Source organism: Bradyrhizobium sp. USDA 4454 (assembly GCF_054822705.1).
The window spans coordinates 4,623,693-4,640,878 of sequence record NZ_JBTRCN010000001.1 but is presented as its reverse complement, the minus strand read 5'-3'; the positions used below and the strand labels follow the sequence as shown (position 1 = coordinate 4,640,878).

Here is a 17,186-nt window from a genome sequence, read left to right as displayed (position 1 = left end):
GGCGAGGGGGCCATATCATCCTCCCCCCGGCCACGCTATTGCGGAACCGGTCAAACGCCCTAAATCCTGCGTGACGCTGGTATGCATCCGCTCGCGTCAGAGGTATCCGCCGTGATCTACGTCCTTGCCGCTCTCTTGCCGCCGATCGGGCTGCTCCTGAACGGACAGCCATTTTCGGCCCTCTTCAATCTGGTCCTGATCGTGTTTTGCGCGATTTTCGGGCTGTTTTTCCACGTGTTGCTGCTGGTGCCGTCGGCCCATGCGGTGATTGCCGTCCACATGAAGCGGGAAGACCGCCGCCATCGCGAGATGGTCGAGGCGATCCGCCGGCACGGGCCGCCGCCCGGATACAGGGTGCCCTGAATCGGCCGGTAAAAAGGCCTGTGCATGGCTGGCAAACGCTTTGATTCGTCATGCCGCCATGCTATCGACCAGCGTCAACCCCACCGATGGGCGCCGATTCGACGGTGACGCAGCAGCGTCGCCGCAGGCGGCGTTCATCCGTAAGACCATCGCGGCTGGACCGCAGATAAGGAGTTGGCAATGGCCACGGGATTTCCGGCTATCCGCGAAGCCTTCACGTTCGACGATGTGCTTCTGAAGCCCGGTCTGTCCGACGTCCTTCCCTCGGAAGTCGATATTCGCTCGCGCGTCACCCGCGCGATCTCGCTCAACATCCCGATCATGGCGTCCGCGATGGACACCGTCACCGAAGCGCGGATGGCGATCGCGATGGCGCAGGCCGGCGGCCTCGGCGTCATTCACCGCAACTTCGATCCGGACGGCCAGGCCGCGCAGGTGCGGCAAGTGAAGAAGTTCGAATCCGGCATGGTGGTCAATCCGCTGACCATCGGCCCCGACGCCACGCTGGCCGACGCGCTGGCGCTGATGAAGGAGAACGGCATCTCCGGCATTCCGGTCGTCACCGGCGCCGCCAAGAACGTGCCGGGCAAGCTGGTCGGCATCCTGACCAACCGCGACGTCCGTTTCGCCAGCGATCCCCGCCAGAAGGTCTCGGAGCTGATGACGCACGAGAAGCTGGTGACGGTGCGCGAGGGCGTCAGCCAGGACGAGGCGAAGCGGATGCTGCACCAGCACCGCATCGAGAAGCTCCTGGTCGTCGACGAGCAATATCGCTGCGTCGGCCTGATCACCGTCAAGGACATCGAGAAGGCGGTCGCCCATCCGCTCGCCTGCAAGGACGAGCACGGCCGCCTGCGCGTCGCCGCCGCCACCACGGTCGGCGAGACCGGCTATGAGCGCACCGAACGGCTGATCGATGCCGGCGTCGACGTCGTCGTGGTCGACACCGCGCATGGTCATTCGCAGCACGTGCTCAACGCCGTCAACCGCATCAAGCGGCTCTCCAACGCCGTGCAGGTCGTGGCCGGCAATGTCGCGACTGAGGGCGGCGCACAGGCGCTGATCGATGCCGGCGCCGACTGCATCAAGGTCGGCATCGGCCCGGGCTCGATCTGCACCACGCGCATCGTCGCCGGCGTCGGCGTGCCGCAGCTCACCGCGATCATGGATGCGGTGGCGGCGGCGAAGAAGGCCGACATCCCCGTGATCGCCGACGGCGGCATCAAATATTCCGGCGACCTCGCCAAGGCGCTCGCCGCCGGCGCCGACATCGCGATGGTCGGCTCGCTGCTCGCCGGCACCGACGAGACGCCGGGCGAAGTGTTCCTGTGGCAGGGCCGCTCCTACAAGGCCTATCGCGGCATGGGCTCGGTCGGCGCGATGGCGCGCGGCTCGGCCGACCGCTACTTCCAGCAGGACATCAAGGACACGCTGAAGCTCGTGCCCGAAGGCATCGAGGGCCAGGTGCCCTACAAGGGTCCGGTCGGCAACGTGATGCACCAGCTCGCCGGCGGTCTCCGCGCGGCGATGGGCTATGTCGGCGCCAAGGACATCAAGGACTTCCACGACAAGGCCGAGTTCGTCCGCATCACCGGCGCCGGCCTGCGCGAGAGCCACGTCCACGACGTGACCATCACCCGCGAAGCCCCCAACTATCCGGGCGGGGTGTAGAGCTCCTCTCTCCACGTCATTCCGGGGCGTGCGAAGCACGAGCCCGGAATCCATTCATCGGCCAACGATGCGGCTCGATGGATTCCGGGCTCTCGCTTCGCGAGCCCCGGAATGACGTGCCTTGTCATTTCAAACAACATTTCAAACAACACGCGCATCAGAACAAAATCCATCTCCCTTGCGGCGAGGCGGATTGCATGACTACGTGTGCGCCACGAACCAATCATCTCAGAGGAAATCCATATGTCCCAAGGAAAGCGCATCGTTCTGGCGTCGCGCCCGCATGGCGAGCCTACGCCGGCCAATTTCAGGCTTGAGGACTACACGCCGCCGACGCCGGGCCCGGGCGAGGTGCTGCTGCGCACCATCTGGCTGTCGCTCGATCCCTATATGCGCGGCCGCATGGCCGACGGTCCGTCCTATGCCGCACCGGTGCCGGTCGGCGGTGTGATGGAAGGCGGCACGGTGAGCGAGGTGATCGCGTCCAACAATCCCGGCTTTGCCAAGGGCGATATCGTGCTGTCGCGCGCCGGCTGGCAGACCCATGCGATCTCGGACGGCAAGGGCCTTGCCAAGATCGATCCGAAGCTCGCGCCGATCTCGACCGCGGTCGGTGTGCTCGGGATGCCCGGCATGACCGCCTATACCGGCCTGCTCGAGATCGGCAAGCCGCAGGCGGGCGAGACGGTGGTGGTCGCGGCCGCGTCCGGCGCGGTCGGCTCGGCGGTCGGCCAGATCGCCAAGATCAAGGGCGCGCGCGCAATCGGCATTGCCGGCGGCAAGGACAAATGCGCCTACGTCAAGAACGAGCTCGGCTTCGACGAGTGCCTCGACCATCGCGATCCCAATCTCGCAGCCAAGCTGAAGGAAGCCTGCCCGAAGGGCATCGACGTCTATTTCGAGAATGTCGGCGGCGCGGTGTTCGATGCGGTGTTTCCGCTGCTCAATGCGTTCGCACGCATCCCGGTCTGCGGCCTGATCGCGCATTACAACGATACCGAAGCGCATGCGCCGAAATGGGCCGGCGCGATGATGCGCAACATCCTGACCAAGCGGCTGACCTTCCGCGGCTTTATCGTCAGCGATTTCGCCGCGATGCATGGCGACTTCCTGCGCGACATGTCGCAGTGGGTGCGCGAGGGCAAGGTCAAGTACAAGGAGTTCGTGACCGAGGGGCTGGACAGCGCGCCGGAGGCCTTCATGGGCCTGCTCAAGGGCGCCAATTTCGGCAAGCAGCTGGTCCGGGTCGGGCCGGACAAGGCGTGATGCTTCCAGGATTCGATTTACCTCTCCCCGACGGGGAGAGGTCGATTTGCGTAGCAAATCGGGTGAGGGGCCGCGGCTCAACGTGGGACCGTCAACCCTCACCCGGCGCTTCGCGCCGACCTCTCCCAAGGGAGAGGCGAAGACACGAGTTGGTCCGGGTCGGGCCGGATAGGGCCCAGATCATGATGCGTTTCCACGGAATCGCATCATGATCTCATCTCTTTGTTTGAGCATGATCTTTTCGGAAAACCGGTTTCCACTTTTCCGGATCATGCTCTAGCGCGGGGGCGTTCCAGCTCCCAATCCGCGCAACAAAGTAGCAAAACCGCCACATCGGCGGGGTTTTTGGGGGCCCTCTGGCTCCCATTTGCTTGACGGGACCCACAGCACTTGATTCAATATGGCTATATTTCAGGTGTAGCCGTGGTTTTTGAAGTCATTGTTTCCGGGGTCATTCTCCTCGCCGTCGGCTATTGGGTGACGATGTTCGTCATGGGCCGCCGCGACGACGTGTTGCATGGAAAATTCGTCGAGGAAGAGCCGGCCGCTGAGCCGGTTCGCGTCACGCCGCAGGTGCTGCGCGGGCGGCCCGCACCCGCAGCGCCGCAACCGAGCAAGGACTCGCTGCAGGCGCTGCTCACCGTCATCAAGCGGGACCTGAACGACGCGGCGCGAAGCTGAGATCGCTCAGGCCGGCTCTTTGCCGAGCAGCGTGTCCAGATCGACATCGACCTGGCCCTTCGCCCTGACGTGGCGGACCTCGAAACTGTCGGGCTGGAAGCGGTACTCGACGAGGCCGACTTCCTTGCTGCCGATCAATTCCTGTCGCGCGTCCGAGATGACGAAGCCGGCCGAGGGCGCCCAGACGTGCCGGACATGCTCGAACGTGTAGTCGCGGCGCTGGTGCACATGGCCGCTGCCGACCAGGCGCCAGTCGACCTTGCCGAACATCTCGATCAGGCGGCGCCGCGCCGGCTGCGGCACGTAGCGGAACGAGGTCTCGACGCGTTCGGCATCGTAGGGCAGGTCGAGATAGAGCGGCTTGTGCACGAACAGCGCGACCGGTCTGCCGACCGCCTTGTCGAGCGCGCTTGCGAGCCAGTCGAACTGCTCGGCCTCGCGGTCGAGGCCGGTGTTCATGATCAGCGCGTTGAGCCCAATGAAGCACCAGCCGGCGGCGTCGAAATGCCAGCGGTCCTCGCCGAGCACCGAGGTGAAGGCTCCGCACGTTTCTTCGGTCGGCAGCTGTGCCGGCGTGGGGCCGACCGCGGTCGGATTGTCGCCGATGTCGTGATTGCCGGGCAGATAGAGACAATCGACCGGCAGCGCGTTGTGCAATTGCTTGGCGAATGCCAGATCGTCGCGGCTGGTCGGCCCGTCGAACGCGACGTCGCCGGAGTTGAGCACGAGATCGGGCCGCGTCGCGTCGATGTGCTCGCTGACGCGATGAAAATTGTCGATCAGCGGCGTGAAGCGGCGCGCAAGGTGGGTGTCGGAGATTTGCGTCAGGCGAAACTGGGCCATGGATCGATCCTTTCGCCCGGAGCATAGGTCGGCGCGAAGTCGGAACGATGACGATTTCGGCGACGTATTCGCGGCTCTGTTTGATGCGTTGTTTGATGTCTTGTTTAAATGAGACGGCTTCCAAACAGGCCGATGTTGGGCAGGTTTGTCCTCGCTTCTGACGGCGCCGCGCTCGGGGCCGCGCCGTCGAAGATCAGGGTGACGATGCTCATCGCGTCATCCAAGGGACTGAAACCGTCATTGTTCCCAGGAGTTGTTCACCCGGGCCCGATCATGGTTCAACGGGTTACCCAGGCGCCTTATTGGGACGCTTCATTGTGCTGGGCCGCTCCGGCGGTTAAGAGGGCTGAGGAGATTCTGATGTCGGTTCAAATGGTTCTGTTGCCGGTCTTCGTCCAGATCGGGCTCACCTTCGTGCTCCTGTTCGGGATGGCGACGCTGCGCACGCGGACGCTGGCGAGCGGTGAGACGAGGATGAAGGACATCGCGCTGCGCGAGCCGAACTGGCCGGCCCGCACCACCCAGTTCGCCAATTGCTTTGCCAACCAGTTCGAGCTGCCGGTGCTGTTCTATGTCCTGATCGCCATTGCGCTGCCGCTGCGCCGTGCCGATCTGTTCATCGTGCTGATGTCCTGGGTGTTCGTGGTCACGCGGTTCGCCCATGCCGGCGTGTTCGTCACCTCCAACGACGTGCGGCCGCGCTCGCTCGCCTGGTTCGCCGGCGTGCTGGTGCTGGCGGCGATGTGGCTGTATTTCGCGCTCAGGCTGCTGCTGCTGATCTGACGCACCCAACCGAAAGAGATCCATGACCCCCGCTGCCCGGCTTTCCGCCGCGATCGAGCTGATCGCCACCATCGATGCACAGCGCATTCCCGCGGCGAAAGCGCTCAAGGAATGGGGCACCGCGCACCGCTATGCCGGATCCGGCGATCGCGCCGCGATTTCCGGCCTGATCTGGGACGTGCTGCGCCGGCAATCCTCCGCGGCCTGGCTGATGGACGATTCCAGCGCCCGCTCGCGCGTGCTCGGCATGCTCAAGCTCGAGCGCGGCATGGATGTCCCGACGATTTCTGCGCTGTGCGACGGCGGCCGGTTCGCGCCGGATCCGCTGACCGCGACAGAGGAGGCCGCACTGACCTCGCGCTCGCTGGCCGATGCGCCGGCGCATGTCGCGGGCGACTATCCCGATTGGCTCGATCCGCATCTGGCCAAGGTGTTCGGCGACGACCGCGCCGCGGAGGCGACCGCGATGGCGAGCCGGGCGCCGCTCGATCTGCGCGTCAACACGCTGCGCGGCAAGCGCGAGAAGGTGCTGCCGCGGCTGGCGCATCTCGGCGCCAGGGAGACACCGTGGTCGCCGCTCGGCCTGCGCATCGAGCTCGGCGCCGATGCGCGCAACCCCGGCATCCATGCCGAGGAGGATTTCATCAAGGGCGCCATCGAGGTGCAGGATGAGGGCTCGCAGCTCGCCGCGCTGTTCTCGGCCGCCAAGCCCGGCGAGCAGGTGATCGACCTCTGCGCCGGCGCCGGCGGCAAGACGCTGGCGATTGCGGCGATGATGCAAGGCAAGGGGCCGGCTGATCGCGACCGACAGCGACAAGCGCCAGCTCGCGCCGATCCATGAGCGGCTGTCGCGCGCCGGCGTGCACAATTGCGATGTCCGCACCCCGCGCGGCGAGGAGGATGTGCTGTCTGACATCAGGGCCTCCGCCGACCTCGTGCTGATCGACGCGCCGTGCACCGGCACCGGCACCTGGCGCCGCAACCCCGACGCCAAATGGCGGATGCGACCGGGCGCGCTCGAGGTGCGGCTGAAGGATCAGGCCGAGGTGCTGGAACGCGCGGCGCCGCTGGTGAAGGCCGGCGGCCGCATCGCCTACATCACCTGCTCGGTGCTGTCGGAGGAGAACGGCGAGCAGGTCAGCGCCTTCATCGCGCGGCATCCGGAATTCTCGGTGCAGCCGCCGGAGCAGACAGCATCGGTGCTTTGGGACAAGGCCGAGCAATTTGCCGAGGCTGCGCTGCTGTCCGCGGAGGGCCTGCTGATGACGCCGCGCCGCACCGGCACGGATGGATTTTTTGTTTCGGTGCTGAGGAAGGCGTGACTTCGTAGGGCGGGTTAGCCGAAGGCGTAACCCGCCAACTTCGTGCCGCATGCGGCGAACGGTGGATTACGCCTTCGGCTAATCCACCCTGCGATTCTACGACGACACCGAGCACATACCCGCTGGCACCTTCGTCTTGCTCACCGCGATCACCCAGAACAGCAGCGCGACGGCGCTGATCGCGGCCCCCAGCGCACAGACGCCGAGCCAGCCGGCCGCCGCATAAGCCAGCGTCGAAGAGATCGCGCCGAATCCCGTGCCGATCGAATAGAACACCATGTAGCCGCCGACCAGGCGGCTCGCGGCGTCGGGGCGGGCGGCGACGATCAGGCTCTGGTTGGTGACGTGGATCGCCTGCACCGCGAAGTCGATCATCACGACGCCGGCCAGCACCAGCCATAGCGACGTGTTGAGGCAGGCGATCGGCACCCAGCCGGCCAGCATCAGCAGCAGCGACAGCCCGGTGGTGCGCTGGCCCCAGCCGCGATCGGCGAGGCGGCCGGAATTGCGCGCCGCCAGCGCGCCGGCTAGGCCCGCGATCCCGAGCATGCCGATGGTGGTGTGCGACAGCGACAGCGGCGGGGCCGCGAGCGGCAGCACGACCGAGCTCCAGAACACGCTGAAGCTCGCGAAGATCAGCAGCGCGAACACCGCGCGCTCGCGCAAGATCGGCTCCTCGACGAACAGCGCGACCGTCGAGCGCAGCAGTTTTGCGTAGGACGATCCCGCCATCGGCTGCGGTGCGTGCCGCGGCAGCGCGCGCGCCAGCAGCGCTGCCAGCACCAGCGTCAGCGCGGCCGAGGTGAGATAGACTGCGCGCCAGCCGGCGAGATCGGCCAGCGCGCCGGCGGCAAAACGTGCCAGCAGGATGCCCGACACCACGCCGCTGGTGACGGTGCCGATGGTGCGGCCGCGATCGGCCGGTGCGGCCAGCGTCGCGGCGTAGGCGACCAGCACCTGGATCACGACGGCGAGCAGCCCGATCAGCACCATGCCGATGAGCAGCACAAAGGCATTAGGGGCCGTGCCGACGATGGCAAGCGCAAGCGCCGACAGCACGGTCTGGCCGACGATCAGCTTGCGGCGGTCCCAGAGATCGCCGAGCGGCACGATCAGCATCAGCCCGAAGGCGTAGCCGATCTGGGTCAGGGTCACGACGCCGCCGATCACCGCCGGCGTGATGGCAAGATCCCGCGCCATGGTGTCGAGCAGCGGCTGGGCGAAATAGATGTTGGCGACGCTGAGCCCGCAGGCGACCGCGAACAGCAGCACGACCGCCGGCCGGAGGGCGCCCGCGTTGCCGCGCTTGTCGTCCGCCGCGTCTTCCTGCCTGGCCGGCCCGGCCTCTGCCATCGATTGGTCCGTCATCTTGCCTCCGCTGCAATTCGCAATCTGGTCTTATCATGAGACCAGTTGCATCGCACGCTGTCTAGTCCTATTTTAGGACCAGTTCGGAATCGTGATCGAAGGGAGGCTGCGTGCAATGAAGCGGACCGGCTTTGCAAAGGCGGACTGCCCGGTGGCGCGCGCGCTGGATGCGATCGGCGACTGGTGGTCGCTGCTGATCGTGCGCGACGCGTTCGACGGCCTGCGCCGGTTCGGCGATTTTCAAAAGAACCTTGGCATCGCCAAGGGGATGCTGACGGCACGGCTGCGCACGCTGGTCGAGCTGGGCGTGCTCGAGCAGGTGGCGGCGTCGGACGGCAGCGCCTATCAGGAATATGTGCTCACCAAGCGCGGCCACGACCTGTTCCCGATTGTGGTGGCGTTGCGGCAGTGGGGCGAGGCGCATCTCTACGCCCGCGGCGAGCCGCATTCGGTGCTGCTCGATCAGGCCGGCCAGGCGGTCGGGCAATTGGTGCTGCCGTCGAACCGCGGCAAGCCGCTGGCGTGGTCGGACACCAAGGTGAAGAAGGTTGCGGCGCGCAGGCGGTGAACATCGCGCTTACTTCGTAGGGTGGGTTAGGCGAAGCCGTAACCCACCAACTTTCTCTCCGTGTGACGCGGCGGGTTACGCCTTCGGCTAACCCGCCCTACGATTCGACGACAACCTCAATGCACCAGATGGTTCGCCGAGCCCTGCCGGATCTTGCCCTCGGCATCCAGCCGCAGATATTCGCAGATCCTGTTGCCGCGTTCGTTCCGGTAGAACACGACGACGCTGTCGGGCGAGACATAGAGGTCGATCAGTGTCGTAGGGTGGGTTAGGTCAACGGGTCCGCGCGAAGCGCGGCCCGATGACAGGCTCCGCCGTAACCCACCAACTTTCTCACCGTGTGACGCGGCGGGTTACGCCTTCGGCTAACCCGCCCTACGATTCGCCGGCAACCTCAATGCACCAGATGGTTCGCCGAGCCCTGCACGATCTTGCCGTCGGCGTCACACCGCAGATATTCGCAGATCCTGTTGCCGCGTTCGTTCCGGTAGAACACGACGACGCTGTCGGGCGAGACGTAGAGGTCGATCAGCTCGAAATGCAGCTCGGGCAGTTTCGCCAGCGCCGCGCTCCAATAGGCCCGCAGCTGCGCCTTGCCGCGCACCGTGCCGGAGGGGTCGAAGCCGAATGCCGGGATCCGGTCCGAAGTCATCTCGGTATCCTCGGCATACATCGCCAGCACGCGTTCGAGGTCGCGTGCGTTCCAGGCGGCGATCCAGTCGTGGCCGAGGGCTGCGAGGCGCGACGGGTCGTGAAAATCCGGCATCGGTTTCCTCCTTGTTTGCTTATGGCCAAATTAGGTCAATCATATTGACCTATATCGATTTGTCCATGCCCAAAGAAGAATGTGGGCGCCCCGTCGAGCGCGGTTGCGGGGGCCGGCGCCGTCGCGTATCTGCTTGCCATGACAGCCCAGCACACAGACCGTGAACCGTCGACGCCCTCCGTGGCCTCGGCGCATGACAAGATTCTGATTGTCGATTTCGGCAGCCAGGTGACGCAACTGATCGCCCGCCGCGTCCGCGAGATGGGCGTCTATTCCGAGATCGTGCCGTTCCAGAAGGCCGAGGCCGCCTTCAACGAGATGAAGCCGAAAGCGGTGATCCTCTCCGGCGGCCCGGAGTCGGTGCACGAGACCGGCTCGCCGCGCGCCCCGCAGCTGATCTTCGAGTCAGGCGTTCCCGTGCTCGGCATCTGCTACGGCCAGATGACCTTGGCGGCCCAGCTCGGCGGCGAGGTCGAGGGCGGGCATCACCGCGAATTCGGCCGCGCCGATGTCGAGGTGAAGACCGATAGCCAGCTGTTCGACGGCATCTGGAACCACGGCGAGAAGCACCAGGTGTGGATGAGCCATGGCGATCGCATCACCAAAATGCCGCCCGGCTTCTCGGTGGCCGGCACCTCGCCGAATGCGCCGTTCGCGATCATCCAGGACGAGAAACGCAAATATTACGGCCTGATGTTCCATCCCGAGGTGGTGCACACGCCCGACGGCGCCAAGCTCTTGCGCAACTTCGTGCGCAAGGTCGCAGGCCTCACCGGCGACTGGACCATGCGCGCCTTCCGCGAGGAGGCGATCGAGAAGATCCGCGCCCAGGTCGGCAAGGGCAAGGTGATCTGCGGCCTCTCCGGCGGCGTCGATTCCGCGGTCGCGGCGGTCCTGATCCACGAGGCGATCGGCGACCAGCTCACCTGCGTGTTCGTCGATCACGGCCTGCTGCGGCTCGACGAGGCCAAGACCGTCGTCGACCTGTTTCGCAACCACTACAACATCCCGCTGGTCCATGTGGACGCGTCGAAAGAATTTCTCGGCGAGCTCCACGGCGTCACCGATCCCGAAGTGAAGCGCAAGACCATCGGCCGCTTGTTCATCGACGTGTTCGAGGCCGAAGCCAAAAAGATCGGCGGCGCGGAATTCCTGGCGCAGGGCACGCTCTATCCTGATGTGATCGAGAGCGTCTCCTTCACCGGCGGCCCGTCGGTAACCATCAAGTCGCACCACAATGTCGGCGGCCTTCCTGATCGCATGAACATGAAGCTGGTCGAGCCGCTGCGCGAGCTGTTCAAGGACGAGGTGCGCGTGCTCGGCCGCGAGCTCGGCCTGCCCGAAGTGTTCGTCGGCCGCCACCCGTTCCCGGGCCCGGGCCTCGCGATCCGCTGTCCCGGCGACATCACCAAGGAAAAGCTCGACATCCTGCGCAATGCCGACGCCGTCTATATCGACCAGATCCGCAAGCACGGCCTCTACGACGCGATCTGGCAGGCTTTTGCCGTGCTGCTGCCGGTCAAGACCGTCGGCGTGATGGGCGACGGCCGCACCTACGAATACGTCGTCGGCCTCCGCGCCGTCACCTCGACCGACGGCATGACCGCGGACTTCTACCAGTTCGACATGAAGTTCTTAGGTGAGACCGCGACGCGCATCATCAACGAGGTGAAAGGCGTGAATAGGGTGGTGTACGACGTCACGTCGAAGCCGCCAGGGACGATTGAGTGGGAGTAGTTAGGCTCGGGAGCGCCAATCCCATGATAACTTCCTGGAGCGTTAACACGAAGACCAAATAGATTCGGGGAGGTCGGGCCGAAAGAGTTATGGGATTTGGCGTATTCATTCATCGGTCAGACTCGATCTACGACGACAGTCCTGCGGAAAAGTATCAATTTCCCAGTCAGTATTTGCGCCGTGTCCAGGCCTGTGTCGGTGATTGGATTATCTACTATGAGCCAAGCAAAGTGGCAGAGACAAAAGGCTACTTTGCGATAGCCAAGATTAGCCAAATTATCTCCGATCCCAGCGTTTCCGGGATGTACCTCGCACTGATCGAGCCAGGGACTTATCTTGACTTCGCAAAGCCGGTTCCCTTCAACGGTGCAGAGGGACCGGTGGAGCGAGGTGTTCTCAATGATGAGGGACGCATATCCGGACGGGCTCAATCGGCGGTTCGTCCACTTTCACCCGAAGATTTCGCCAGGATAGTCGGACTGGGCTTCGAGGAAGATGTGCCTCTGTTGCCGCGTTCCGACAATGACGTGCCATCGCTCGATCTTGGAGAGGGAGCACAAGCGCCCTTCATATACGACCAGCAACGCGACCGCATAACTGTTACGATGTCGAGGATCATGCGCGACCGGGTTTTTCGTCGCGTCGTTCTGCGTGCTTATGACGCACGGTGCGCGATCACAGGACTAAAACTGATCAATGGAAGAGGGCGCGCGGAAGTCGCTGCCGCACACATTCGGCCAGTCGAGGCGAGCGGGCCGGATATTGTCAGCAACGGGATCGCGCTTTCAGGGACGGCGCATTGGATGTTCGATCGCGGCTTGATCAGCTTGGCTGACAATTTGGAAATATTGATCTCGCGGCAAACCAATGATCCGCAGGGCATACGATCGATAATTAACAAATCAGGGCACGCGCTTGCACCGCAGCGGATGTCCGACCGTCCCCATCCGCATTTTCTGAGATGGCATCGTCAATATTGCTTCAAGCAGTGATGAGCTTGCAGTGCTAGGAAAGCGTAGCGCGGAGCGAAGCGATATCCGGGCGTTTGCTGTGTGGTCTCCCGCTGCTCCCATGCGGGCTACTCGCTGAGCAGTGACGCCACCTGACCCGGTGGAAATCAAATCCGCTGACTTCGCCTGCGACAAATCACCCCGACGGGCAACTCAGCAAACCCGTCAATCCCCAGATAAGAAAATATTCCGCTTGGCGTTTTACCCAACTCAGATGTTCAATATGTGCGTCTCACCCGACACGAGGGGCGGATCGCGATCGTCACGAACGCGGGTCGAGATGCGGTGGACGCTGAATGCGCAACTGACGAGTGCGCGTGAGGTGGACGGCGAAGTCGTGCAGGCCTGACGCCCTAGTGGTAGGTGTCTTTTCGGATTGCGCAATGCGCGTCGCGAAGACGGTGACAACAAAGCCCAGTCTCGCCGGGGAGAGCACGTATAAGCCGCACAACCATCGCGCAGGGAAGGCCGGGTTGTTCCCGGTTACACCTGTGGTCCTACCCCCGTGCTTACTACCCATTGCACGGGGCCCATGGGTGCGATCGGCACCCGGTCTTCCCTGCGCCCTCTGCCACGTGCGAGGGCGAAACGACCCGCAAGGCTCGGACGTTTCCGTCGCGAGAATGCCGTTGCATGCCCTTAGCGCCGGCTAAAGCGCGAGGGTGGAGAGGGTGGATCAGCCGGGGGCGCGATGCACCACGTCAGCAGGATTGAGTCATGGACGACCTACTTCGGCAGCAGACCCGCGGCGCGATAATTGTCGATCGCTGCGTCGTAGAGCGAAATATCGGAGCGGCTTCTGGCGACGAGCTGCGCGCCGGCGATGGCGGCGAAGATGGCGCGGGCGCGCTGTTCGCTCTTTCTCGCACTGACCAGGCCCGCCGCCACCAACAACTTGCTCAGCCACGCCACGTTGACGTCGGCAAAGGTCTGGACTTCCTGCTTCACCGCGTCCGGCAGGTCGTCGACCTCCGCGGACATGAAGCTGCACAGGCACATGCGATTGTTGTTCTCGAGCGCCTTGCGAAACACCTCGGGATAGCGGCGCAGGCAGCGGACGGGATCGGCGGTTTCCGCCAGCATCGCCTCGAGCTGGGCGGCGGTGTCCTCCCAGTAGCGCCGCGCCACGGCTGCGCCGAGTTCGGCCTTGCTCGGGAAATGGTGGTAGATGCTGGCCGCCTTGATCCCGACGTCCTCGGCGAGATCGCGGAAATTCAGGCCGCCATAGCCGCGCGCCTGCGCGGTCCGCCTTGCTGCCGCCAAAATGGCCTCCCGCGCGCTTGAACTCACGTCGTCCTCTCACTGCTTCGTTATCTACCAAGTGACAGGTAGGCCTTGACTCGGCGAATTAAAAGTCCTCATATCGGACCTACCAAGTGACAGGTAGACAAATAGGAGTGATGATGAAGATTTACGATTTTCCGACCGGCCCATATCCGGCCCGCGTTCGCATCGCCTTGGCCGAAAAGAACCTGCGGCCGCAGGTGCAGTTCGTCCTGGTCGATCTCTACAAGGGCGAGCACAAGCAGCCCGACTTCCTCGCCAAGAACTACTCCGGCACCTTGCCGGTGCTCGAACTGGACGACGGCACCTACATTGGCGAGTGCACGGCCATTACCGAGTACCTCGACGCGCTCGATGGCGCGCCGACGCTGACGGGCAGAACGCCGCGCGAAAAGGGCGTGATCCACATGATGAGCAAGCGTGCCGAACTGGAGGTGCTCGACGCCATCAGCGTCTATTTCCACCACGCCACGCCGGGCCTAGGGCCGCATGTCGAGATCTATCAGAACCCCGAATGGGGATTCCGCCAGCGCGACAAGGCCCTCAGGGGGATGCACTATTTTGACGGCATCCTGAAACGACAGCCGTTCGTCGCCGGCAACGCGTTCACGATGGCCGATATCACGCTGATCGGCGGCTTGATCTTCGCAGGACTCGTGAAGGTGCCGGTGCCGGCAGAGTGCGAGGCGCTTCTCGCATGGTACGCAAGGATGCAGGAGCGTCCGAGCGTCAAGAACCGGATCACGATGTCCGAGCCCATCATGGCATCTTGATTGAGCAAGCGTAGCCCGGATGAGCGAAGCGATTTCCTGTCCGCGTGTGCGCGGCGGCCCGCATGTCGTGGAGCTTGTCATCGGGCGCGCGTTCGCGCGACCCGTTGGCTCATGCGGGCCACTCGCTCCGGGGTCAATCACGCGATCGTGGATCATTGCTCCTTCTTGAACAGATCCTGGAAGATCAGCGGGCCCCAGACGCGCCCGCGTGCGTGCACCAGCGCGCCACCCTCGTTGAGCTTTCCGAGCTTCAGGGGCGCGAATCCGAGTTGCTTGGCCAGGGCCTCGACCGGAGCGATCGCGTCCTCGTCGTCACCAGACAGGAAGACCACCCGGTGGCCGCCCTCGACGACGGGATCGGCAGCCAATTTTGCTGCGACCAGGTGATTGAAGCCTTTGACATACCGGGCGCCGTTGAAGGCCTTCGCGGCGAAGGCGGAGGAGAGCAGACCATCCAGCTCCTCAAGCCGGACCAGCGCGTTCATCGCGTCGATCACCATCTTGCCTTGCCAGCTCGGCAGCGCCTTCGCGACCTCGCGATGCTCCCCGAACGGGACCGCCAGGATGATCGTGTCGGCCGCGAGTGCATCCCGCAGCGACTTGGCGACGACCGTGGGTCCGATCGCGCGAGCCTGCGGCGCCAAATCCTCGGCAGGCCGGCGGCTCGCGACGGCCACCTCGATCTTCTTGCGGGCGAAGGCCGTGGCAAGCGCCTGACCGACCTTGCCGAAGCCGATAATTGCATAGCTCATGATACGTTCTCCGATCAGGTGCGATTTCAAATGGCCGAGAAACCGCCGTCGACAGACAGGTCCACCCCATTCACGAAGCTGGAATCGTCGGAAGCAAGGAACAGCGCGGCCGCCGCGATTTCCTCAGGACGGCCCATCTTTCCGCGCGGGATCAGAGATTCGAACATCCGCTTTGCTTCCTCGGTGAGGACCTGGTCCTGCATCGGCGTGGCGATCGGCCCCGGGCTCAGCACGTTCACCCGGATATTCCTGCCCTTCAGTTCGTTGAGCCAGGTGCGTGCGAATGAGCGCAACGCCGCCTTGCTCGCCGCATACACGCCGTAACCGGGAAAGCCTTTCACCGACGCAACCGACCCGGTCATGAAGATCGATCCGCCATCGCCAAACAGCGGCAGCGCCTTCTGCACGGTAAACAGCGTGCCGCGCGTATTCAGGCCGAAGGCCGCATCGAAATGCTGCTCGGTGATCTCGCCCAGTGGGACGGCTTCGCCGATGCCGGCGCTCGCGTACAGGACGTCGATCCTGCCCTTTTCGCGGCTGACCGTCTCGAACAGGCGGTCGAGGTCGTCGAGATTGGCCGCGTCGCCGCGCACGCCGGTGACGTTCCGGCCGATCAGACTGACGGCCTGGTCGAGCGCCTCCTGCCTCCGGCCCGTGATGAAGACATACGCGCCTTCTTCGACGAACCGCTTGGCGCTCGCCAGCGCCATGCCGCTCGATCCACCCGTGATCACTGCAACCTTACCCTCAAGCTTTCCCATGATTGTTCTTCAGGCTCCATTTTCGACGCGTTTGGGGGAGGCCCCCGAGAGCCTCGACATAGACCCGCGGGTGTTGGGCGTTGAGTGCGGAAGCGCGCACATCGGTGGTGCGAAATCGATCCACCTGGACGGGCTGACGCCAGCGGCGAGGATGGGTATCCGCCCTTCGTGAATTGCGCCGCGCGCTTGCCGGCACAGGCTTTGATCGCCGCCAATGTCCCCCACATACGAGCTGCTGACGTATCGGATACGCGTTTTGGGAGGGGCACCGCGGTGGTGCCGGATTGCACCATGATCGACTGGGATGACGTTCGCTACTTTCTGGCCGTTGCGCGCGGAGGCTCGGTGCGGGCTGCCGCCGAGCGCCTCGGGGTCAATCACTCAACCGTGCTCCGACGCATCGCCCAGCTCGAGGAACGCCTCGGAGCGCAGATGTTCGAACGGCTGCCTTCGGGCTACCGCCTGACGGCTGCGGGGGAGGAGGTGCTCGAATTCGCCGACCAGATGGAGGCGTCGTCGCACCAGCTGGAGACGCGCGTGTTCGGGCGCGACCAGAGCGTGCGCGGGCGTCTGCGGGTGACGCTGGCGCCGACGCTGGCGACACACCTGCTGATGCCTGATTTCGCCGAGTTCGCGCGTCTGTATCCGGACATCGAGATGGACATCCTCTCGTCCGGCGAGCTGGCAAACCTGACCAACCGGGAGGCCGACGTCGCGATCCGCGTCGTCTACGACCGCAAAAACCTTCCGCTCAATCTTCACGGCCAGAAGGGACCGGAGGTGTTTGGCGGCATCTACATGTCCCGCGATCGACTGGCCGCGTGGCGTGCCGGCGCGCCTGACCCGGTCAGGTGGATCGTCATCAGCATTCACGGAATCCCGGACTGGGCCCACGAGGGTGAGGTTCGCGCCGCGGGGGTTCCGTTCAGGATCACGGACGCCGAGGCGCAGCTCGTTGCCGTCCGGCAAGGGCTCGGGATGACGACCCTGCCGTGCTTCATTGGCGATGCCGATCCCCATCTGGTGAGGGCACCCGGCACCCACCTGCACATGTACGGAACGCTCTGGCTTCTCACCCAGGGGGAGACGCGCAAGACGAAGCGCGTGCGGTTCTTCACCGAGTTCGTATCCCGCAGGCTCGCCGCCTACGCGCCGCTGCTCGCGGGGCTGTCCGTGTCGCGCGACTGATGCGCGGACGTAGCGAGCGTAGCGGCGACATAGCGCGCCGATCAAGCGGC

Annotated in this window: 16 protein-coding genes and 1 pseudogene; 11 read left to right on the top strand and 6 right to left on the bottom strand. The window is 64.5% G+C overall.

What is annotated here, in order from left to right:
* Nucleotides 1-111: 111 nt before the first annotated feature.
* The 4 genes from ACVIW0_RS21895 (at nucleotide 112) to ACVIW0_RS21880 (ending at nucleotide 3,981) form a co-directional block, all read left to right on the top strand.
* A complete protein-coding gene (locus tag ACVIW0_RS21895; protein ID WP_461354211.1) occupies nucleotides 112-363 on the top strand; it encodes a hypothetical protein in 252 nt (83 codons plus the stop codon).
* A 180-nt stretch (nucleotides 364-543) separates the two neighbouring features.
* Nucleotides 544-2,034, top strand: a complete 1,491-nt coding sequence (gene guaB, locus ACVIW0_RS21890) for an IMP dehydrogenase (protein WP_461354210.1) — start codon at nucleotides 544-546, stop codon at nucleotides 2,032-2,034.
* A 243-nt stretch (nucleotides 2,035-2,277) separates the two neighbouring features.
* The gene (locus tag ACVIW0_RS21885; protein WP_461354209.1) at nucleotides 2,278-3,300 is read left to right on the top strand and encodes an NADP-dependent oxidoreductase; all 1,023 of its coding nucleotides are present in this window, start codon (nucleotides 2,278-2,280) and stop codon (nucleotides 3,298-3,300) included.
* A 390-nt stretch (nucleotides 3,301-3,690) separates the two neighbouring features.
* A complete protein-coding gene (locus ACVIW0_RS21880) occupies nucleotides 3,691-3,981 on the top strand; it encodes a hypothetical protein (RefSeq protein ID WP_461354208.1) in 291 nt (96 codons plus the stop codon).
* A gap of 6 nt (nucleotides 3,982-3,987) precedes the next feature.
* On the opposite strand, the gene ACVIW0_RS21875 is transcribed toward ACVIW0_RS21880, so the two are convergent.
* On the bottom strand, nucleotides 3,988-4,824 hold the full coding sequence (locus tag ACVIW0_RS21875) for a metallophosphoesterase family protein (RefSeq protein ID WP_461354207.1): 837 nt from the start codon (nucleotides 4,822-4,824) through the stop codon (nucleotides 3,988-3,990).
* A 360-nt stretch (nucleotides 4,825-5,184) separates the two neighbouring features.
* Between ACVIW0_RS21875 and ACVIW0_RS21870 the strand changes: the two genes are divergently transcribed.
* Nucleotides 5,185-5,607 carry an MAPEG family protein gene (locus ACVIW0_RS21870; protein ID WP_461354206.1) on the top strand — a complete coding sequence of 141 codons (423 nt, stop codon included), beginning with the start codon at nucleotides 5,185-5,187 and terminating at the stop codon, nucleotides 5,605-5,607.
* 22 nt (nucleotides 5,608-5,629) lie between these two features.
* A pseudogene (locus tag ACVIW0_RS21865) lies at nucleotides 5,630-6,929 on the top strand (RsmB/NOP family class I SAM-dependent RNA methyltransferase).
* Nucleotides 6,930-7,025: 96 nt separating this feature from the next.
* Here the strand turns inward: ACVIW0_RS21865 and ACVIW0_RS21860 are convergent.
* Nucleotides 7,026-8,297, bottom strand: coding sequence for an MFS transporter (locus ACVIW0_RS21860; protein WP_461354205.1), 1,272 nt, complete (start codon nucleotides 8,295-8,297; stop codon nucleotides 7,026-7,028).
* A gap of 115 nt (nucleotides 8,298-8,412) precedes the next feature.
* Between ACVIW0_RS21860 and ACVIW0_RS21855 the strand changes: the two genes are divergently transcribed.
* Nucleotides 8,413-8,865: a winged helix-turn-helix transcriptional regulator gene (locus tag ACVIW0_RS21855; RefSeq protein WP_461354204.1), complete on the top strand. Its 453-nt coding sequence runs from the start codon at nucleotides 8,413-8,415 to the stop codon at nucleotides 8,863-8,865.
* Nucleotides 8,866-9,259: 394 nt separating this feature from the next.
* On the opposite strand, the gene ACVIW0_RS21850 is transcribed toward ACVIW0_RS21855, so the two are convergent.
* On the bottom strand, nucleotides 9,260-9,631 hold the full coding sequence (locus ACVIW0_RS21850) for a nuclear transport factor 2 family protein (protein ID WP_461354203.1): 372 nt from the start codon (nucleotides 9,629-9,631) through the stop codon (nucleotides 9,260-9,262).
* 138 nt (nucleotides 9,632-9,769) lie between these two features.
* Between ACVIW0_RS21850 and guaA the strand changes: the two genes are divergently transcribed.
* Together guaA and ACVIW0_RS21840 are read left to right on the top strand one after the other, a co-directional pair.
* Complete coding sequence (guaA, locus tag ACVIW0_RS21845; protein ID WP_461354202.1) at nucleotides 9,770-11,368, top strand: glutamine-hydrolyzing GMP synthase; 1,599 nt, start codon at nucleotides 9,770-9,772, stop codon at nucleotides 11,366-11,368.
* 89 nt (nucleotides 11,369-11,457) lie between these two features.
* On the top strand, nucleotides 11,458-12,360 hold the full coding sequence (locus ACVIW0_RS21840) for an HNH endonuclease (protein WP_461354201.1): 903 nt from the start codon (nucleotides 11,458-11,460) through the stop codon (nucleotides 12,358-12,360).
* Nucleotides 12,361-13,104: 744 nt separating this feature from the next.
* On the opposite strand, the gene ACVIW0_RS21835 is transcribed toward ACVIW0_RS21840, so the two are convergent.
* Entirely contained in the window at nucleotides 13,105-13,668 is a 564-nt protein-coding gene (locus ACVIW0_RS21835; protein WP_461354200.1) for a TetR/AcrR family transcriptional regulator, read from the bottom strand.
* Nucleotides 13,669-13,781: 113 nt separating this feature from the next.
* On the opposite strand from ACVIW0_RS21835, the gene ACVIW0_RS21830 reads away from it, so the two are divergent.
* Complete coding sequence (locus tag ACVIW0_RS21830; protein WP_461354199.1) at nucleotides 13,782-14,435, top strand: glutathione S-transferase; 654 nt, start codon at nucleotides 13,782-13,784, stop codon at nucleotides 14,433-14,435.
* A gap of 152 nt (nucleotides 14,436-14,587) precedes the next feature.
* Here the strand turns inward: ACVIW0_RS21830 and ACVIW0_RS21825 are convergent, their stop codons facing one another.
* Together ACVIW0_RS21825 and ACVIW0_RS21820 are read right to left on the bottom strand one after the other, a co-directional pair.
* A complete protein-coding gene (locus ACVIW0_RS21825; RefSeq protein WP_461357387.1) occupies nucleotides 14,588-15,187 on the bottom strand; it encodes an NADPH-dependent F420 reductase in 600 nt (199 codons plus the stop codon).
* Between the two features lie 26 nt (nucleotides 15,188-15,213).
* Nucleotides 15,214-15,948, bottom strand: coding sequence for an SDR family NAD(P)-dependent oxidoreductase (locus ACVIW0_RS21820; RefSeq protein WP_461354198.1), 735 nt, complete (start codon nucleotides 15,946-15,948; stop codon nucleotides 15,214-15,216).
* A gap of 291 nt (nucleotides 15,949-16,239) precedes the next feature.
* Between ACVIW0_RS21820 and ACVIW0_RS21815 the strand changes: the two genes are divergently transcribed.
* A complete protein-coding gene (locus tag ACVIW0_RS21815; protein ID WP_461354197.1) occupies nucleotides 16,240-17,136 on the top strand; it encodes a LysR family transcriptional regulator in 897 nt (298 codons plus the stop codon).
* Nucleotides 17,137-17,186: the final 50 nt, after the last annotated feature.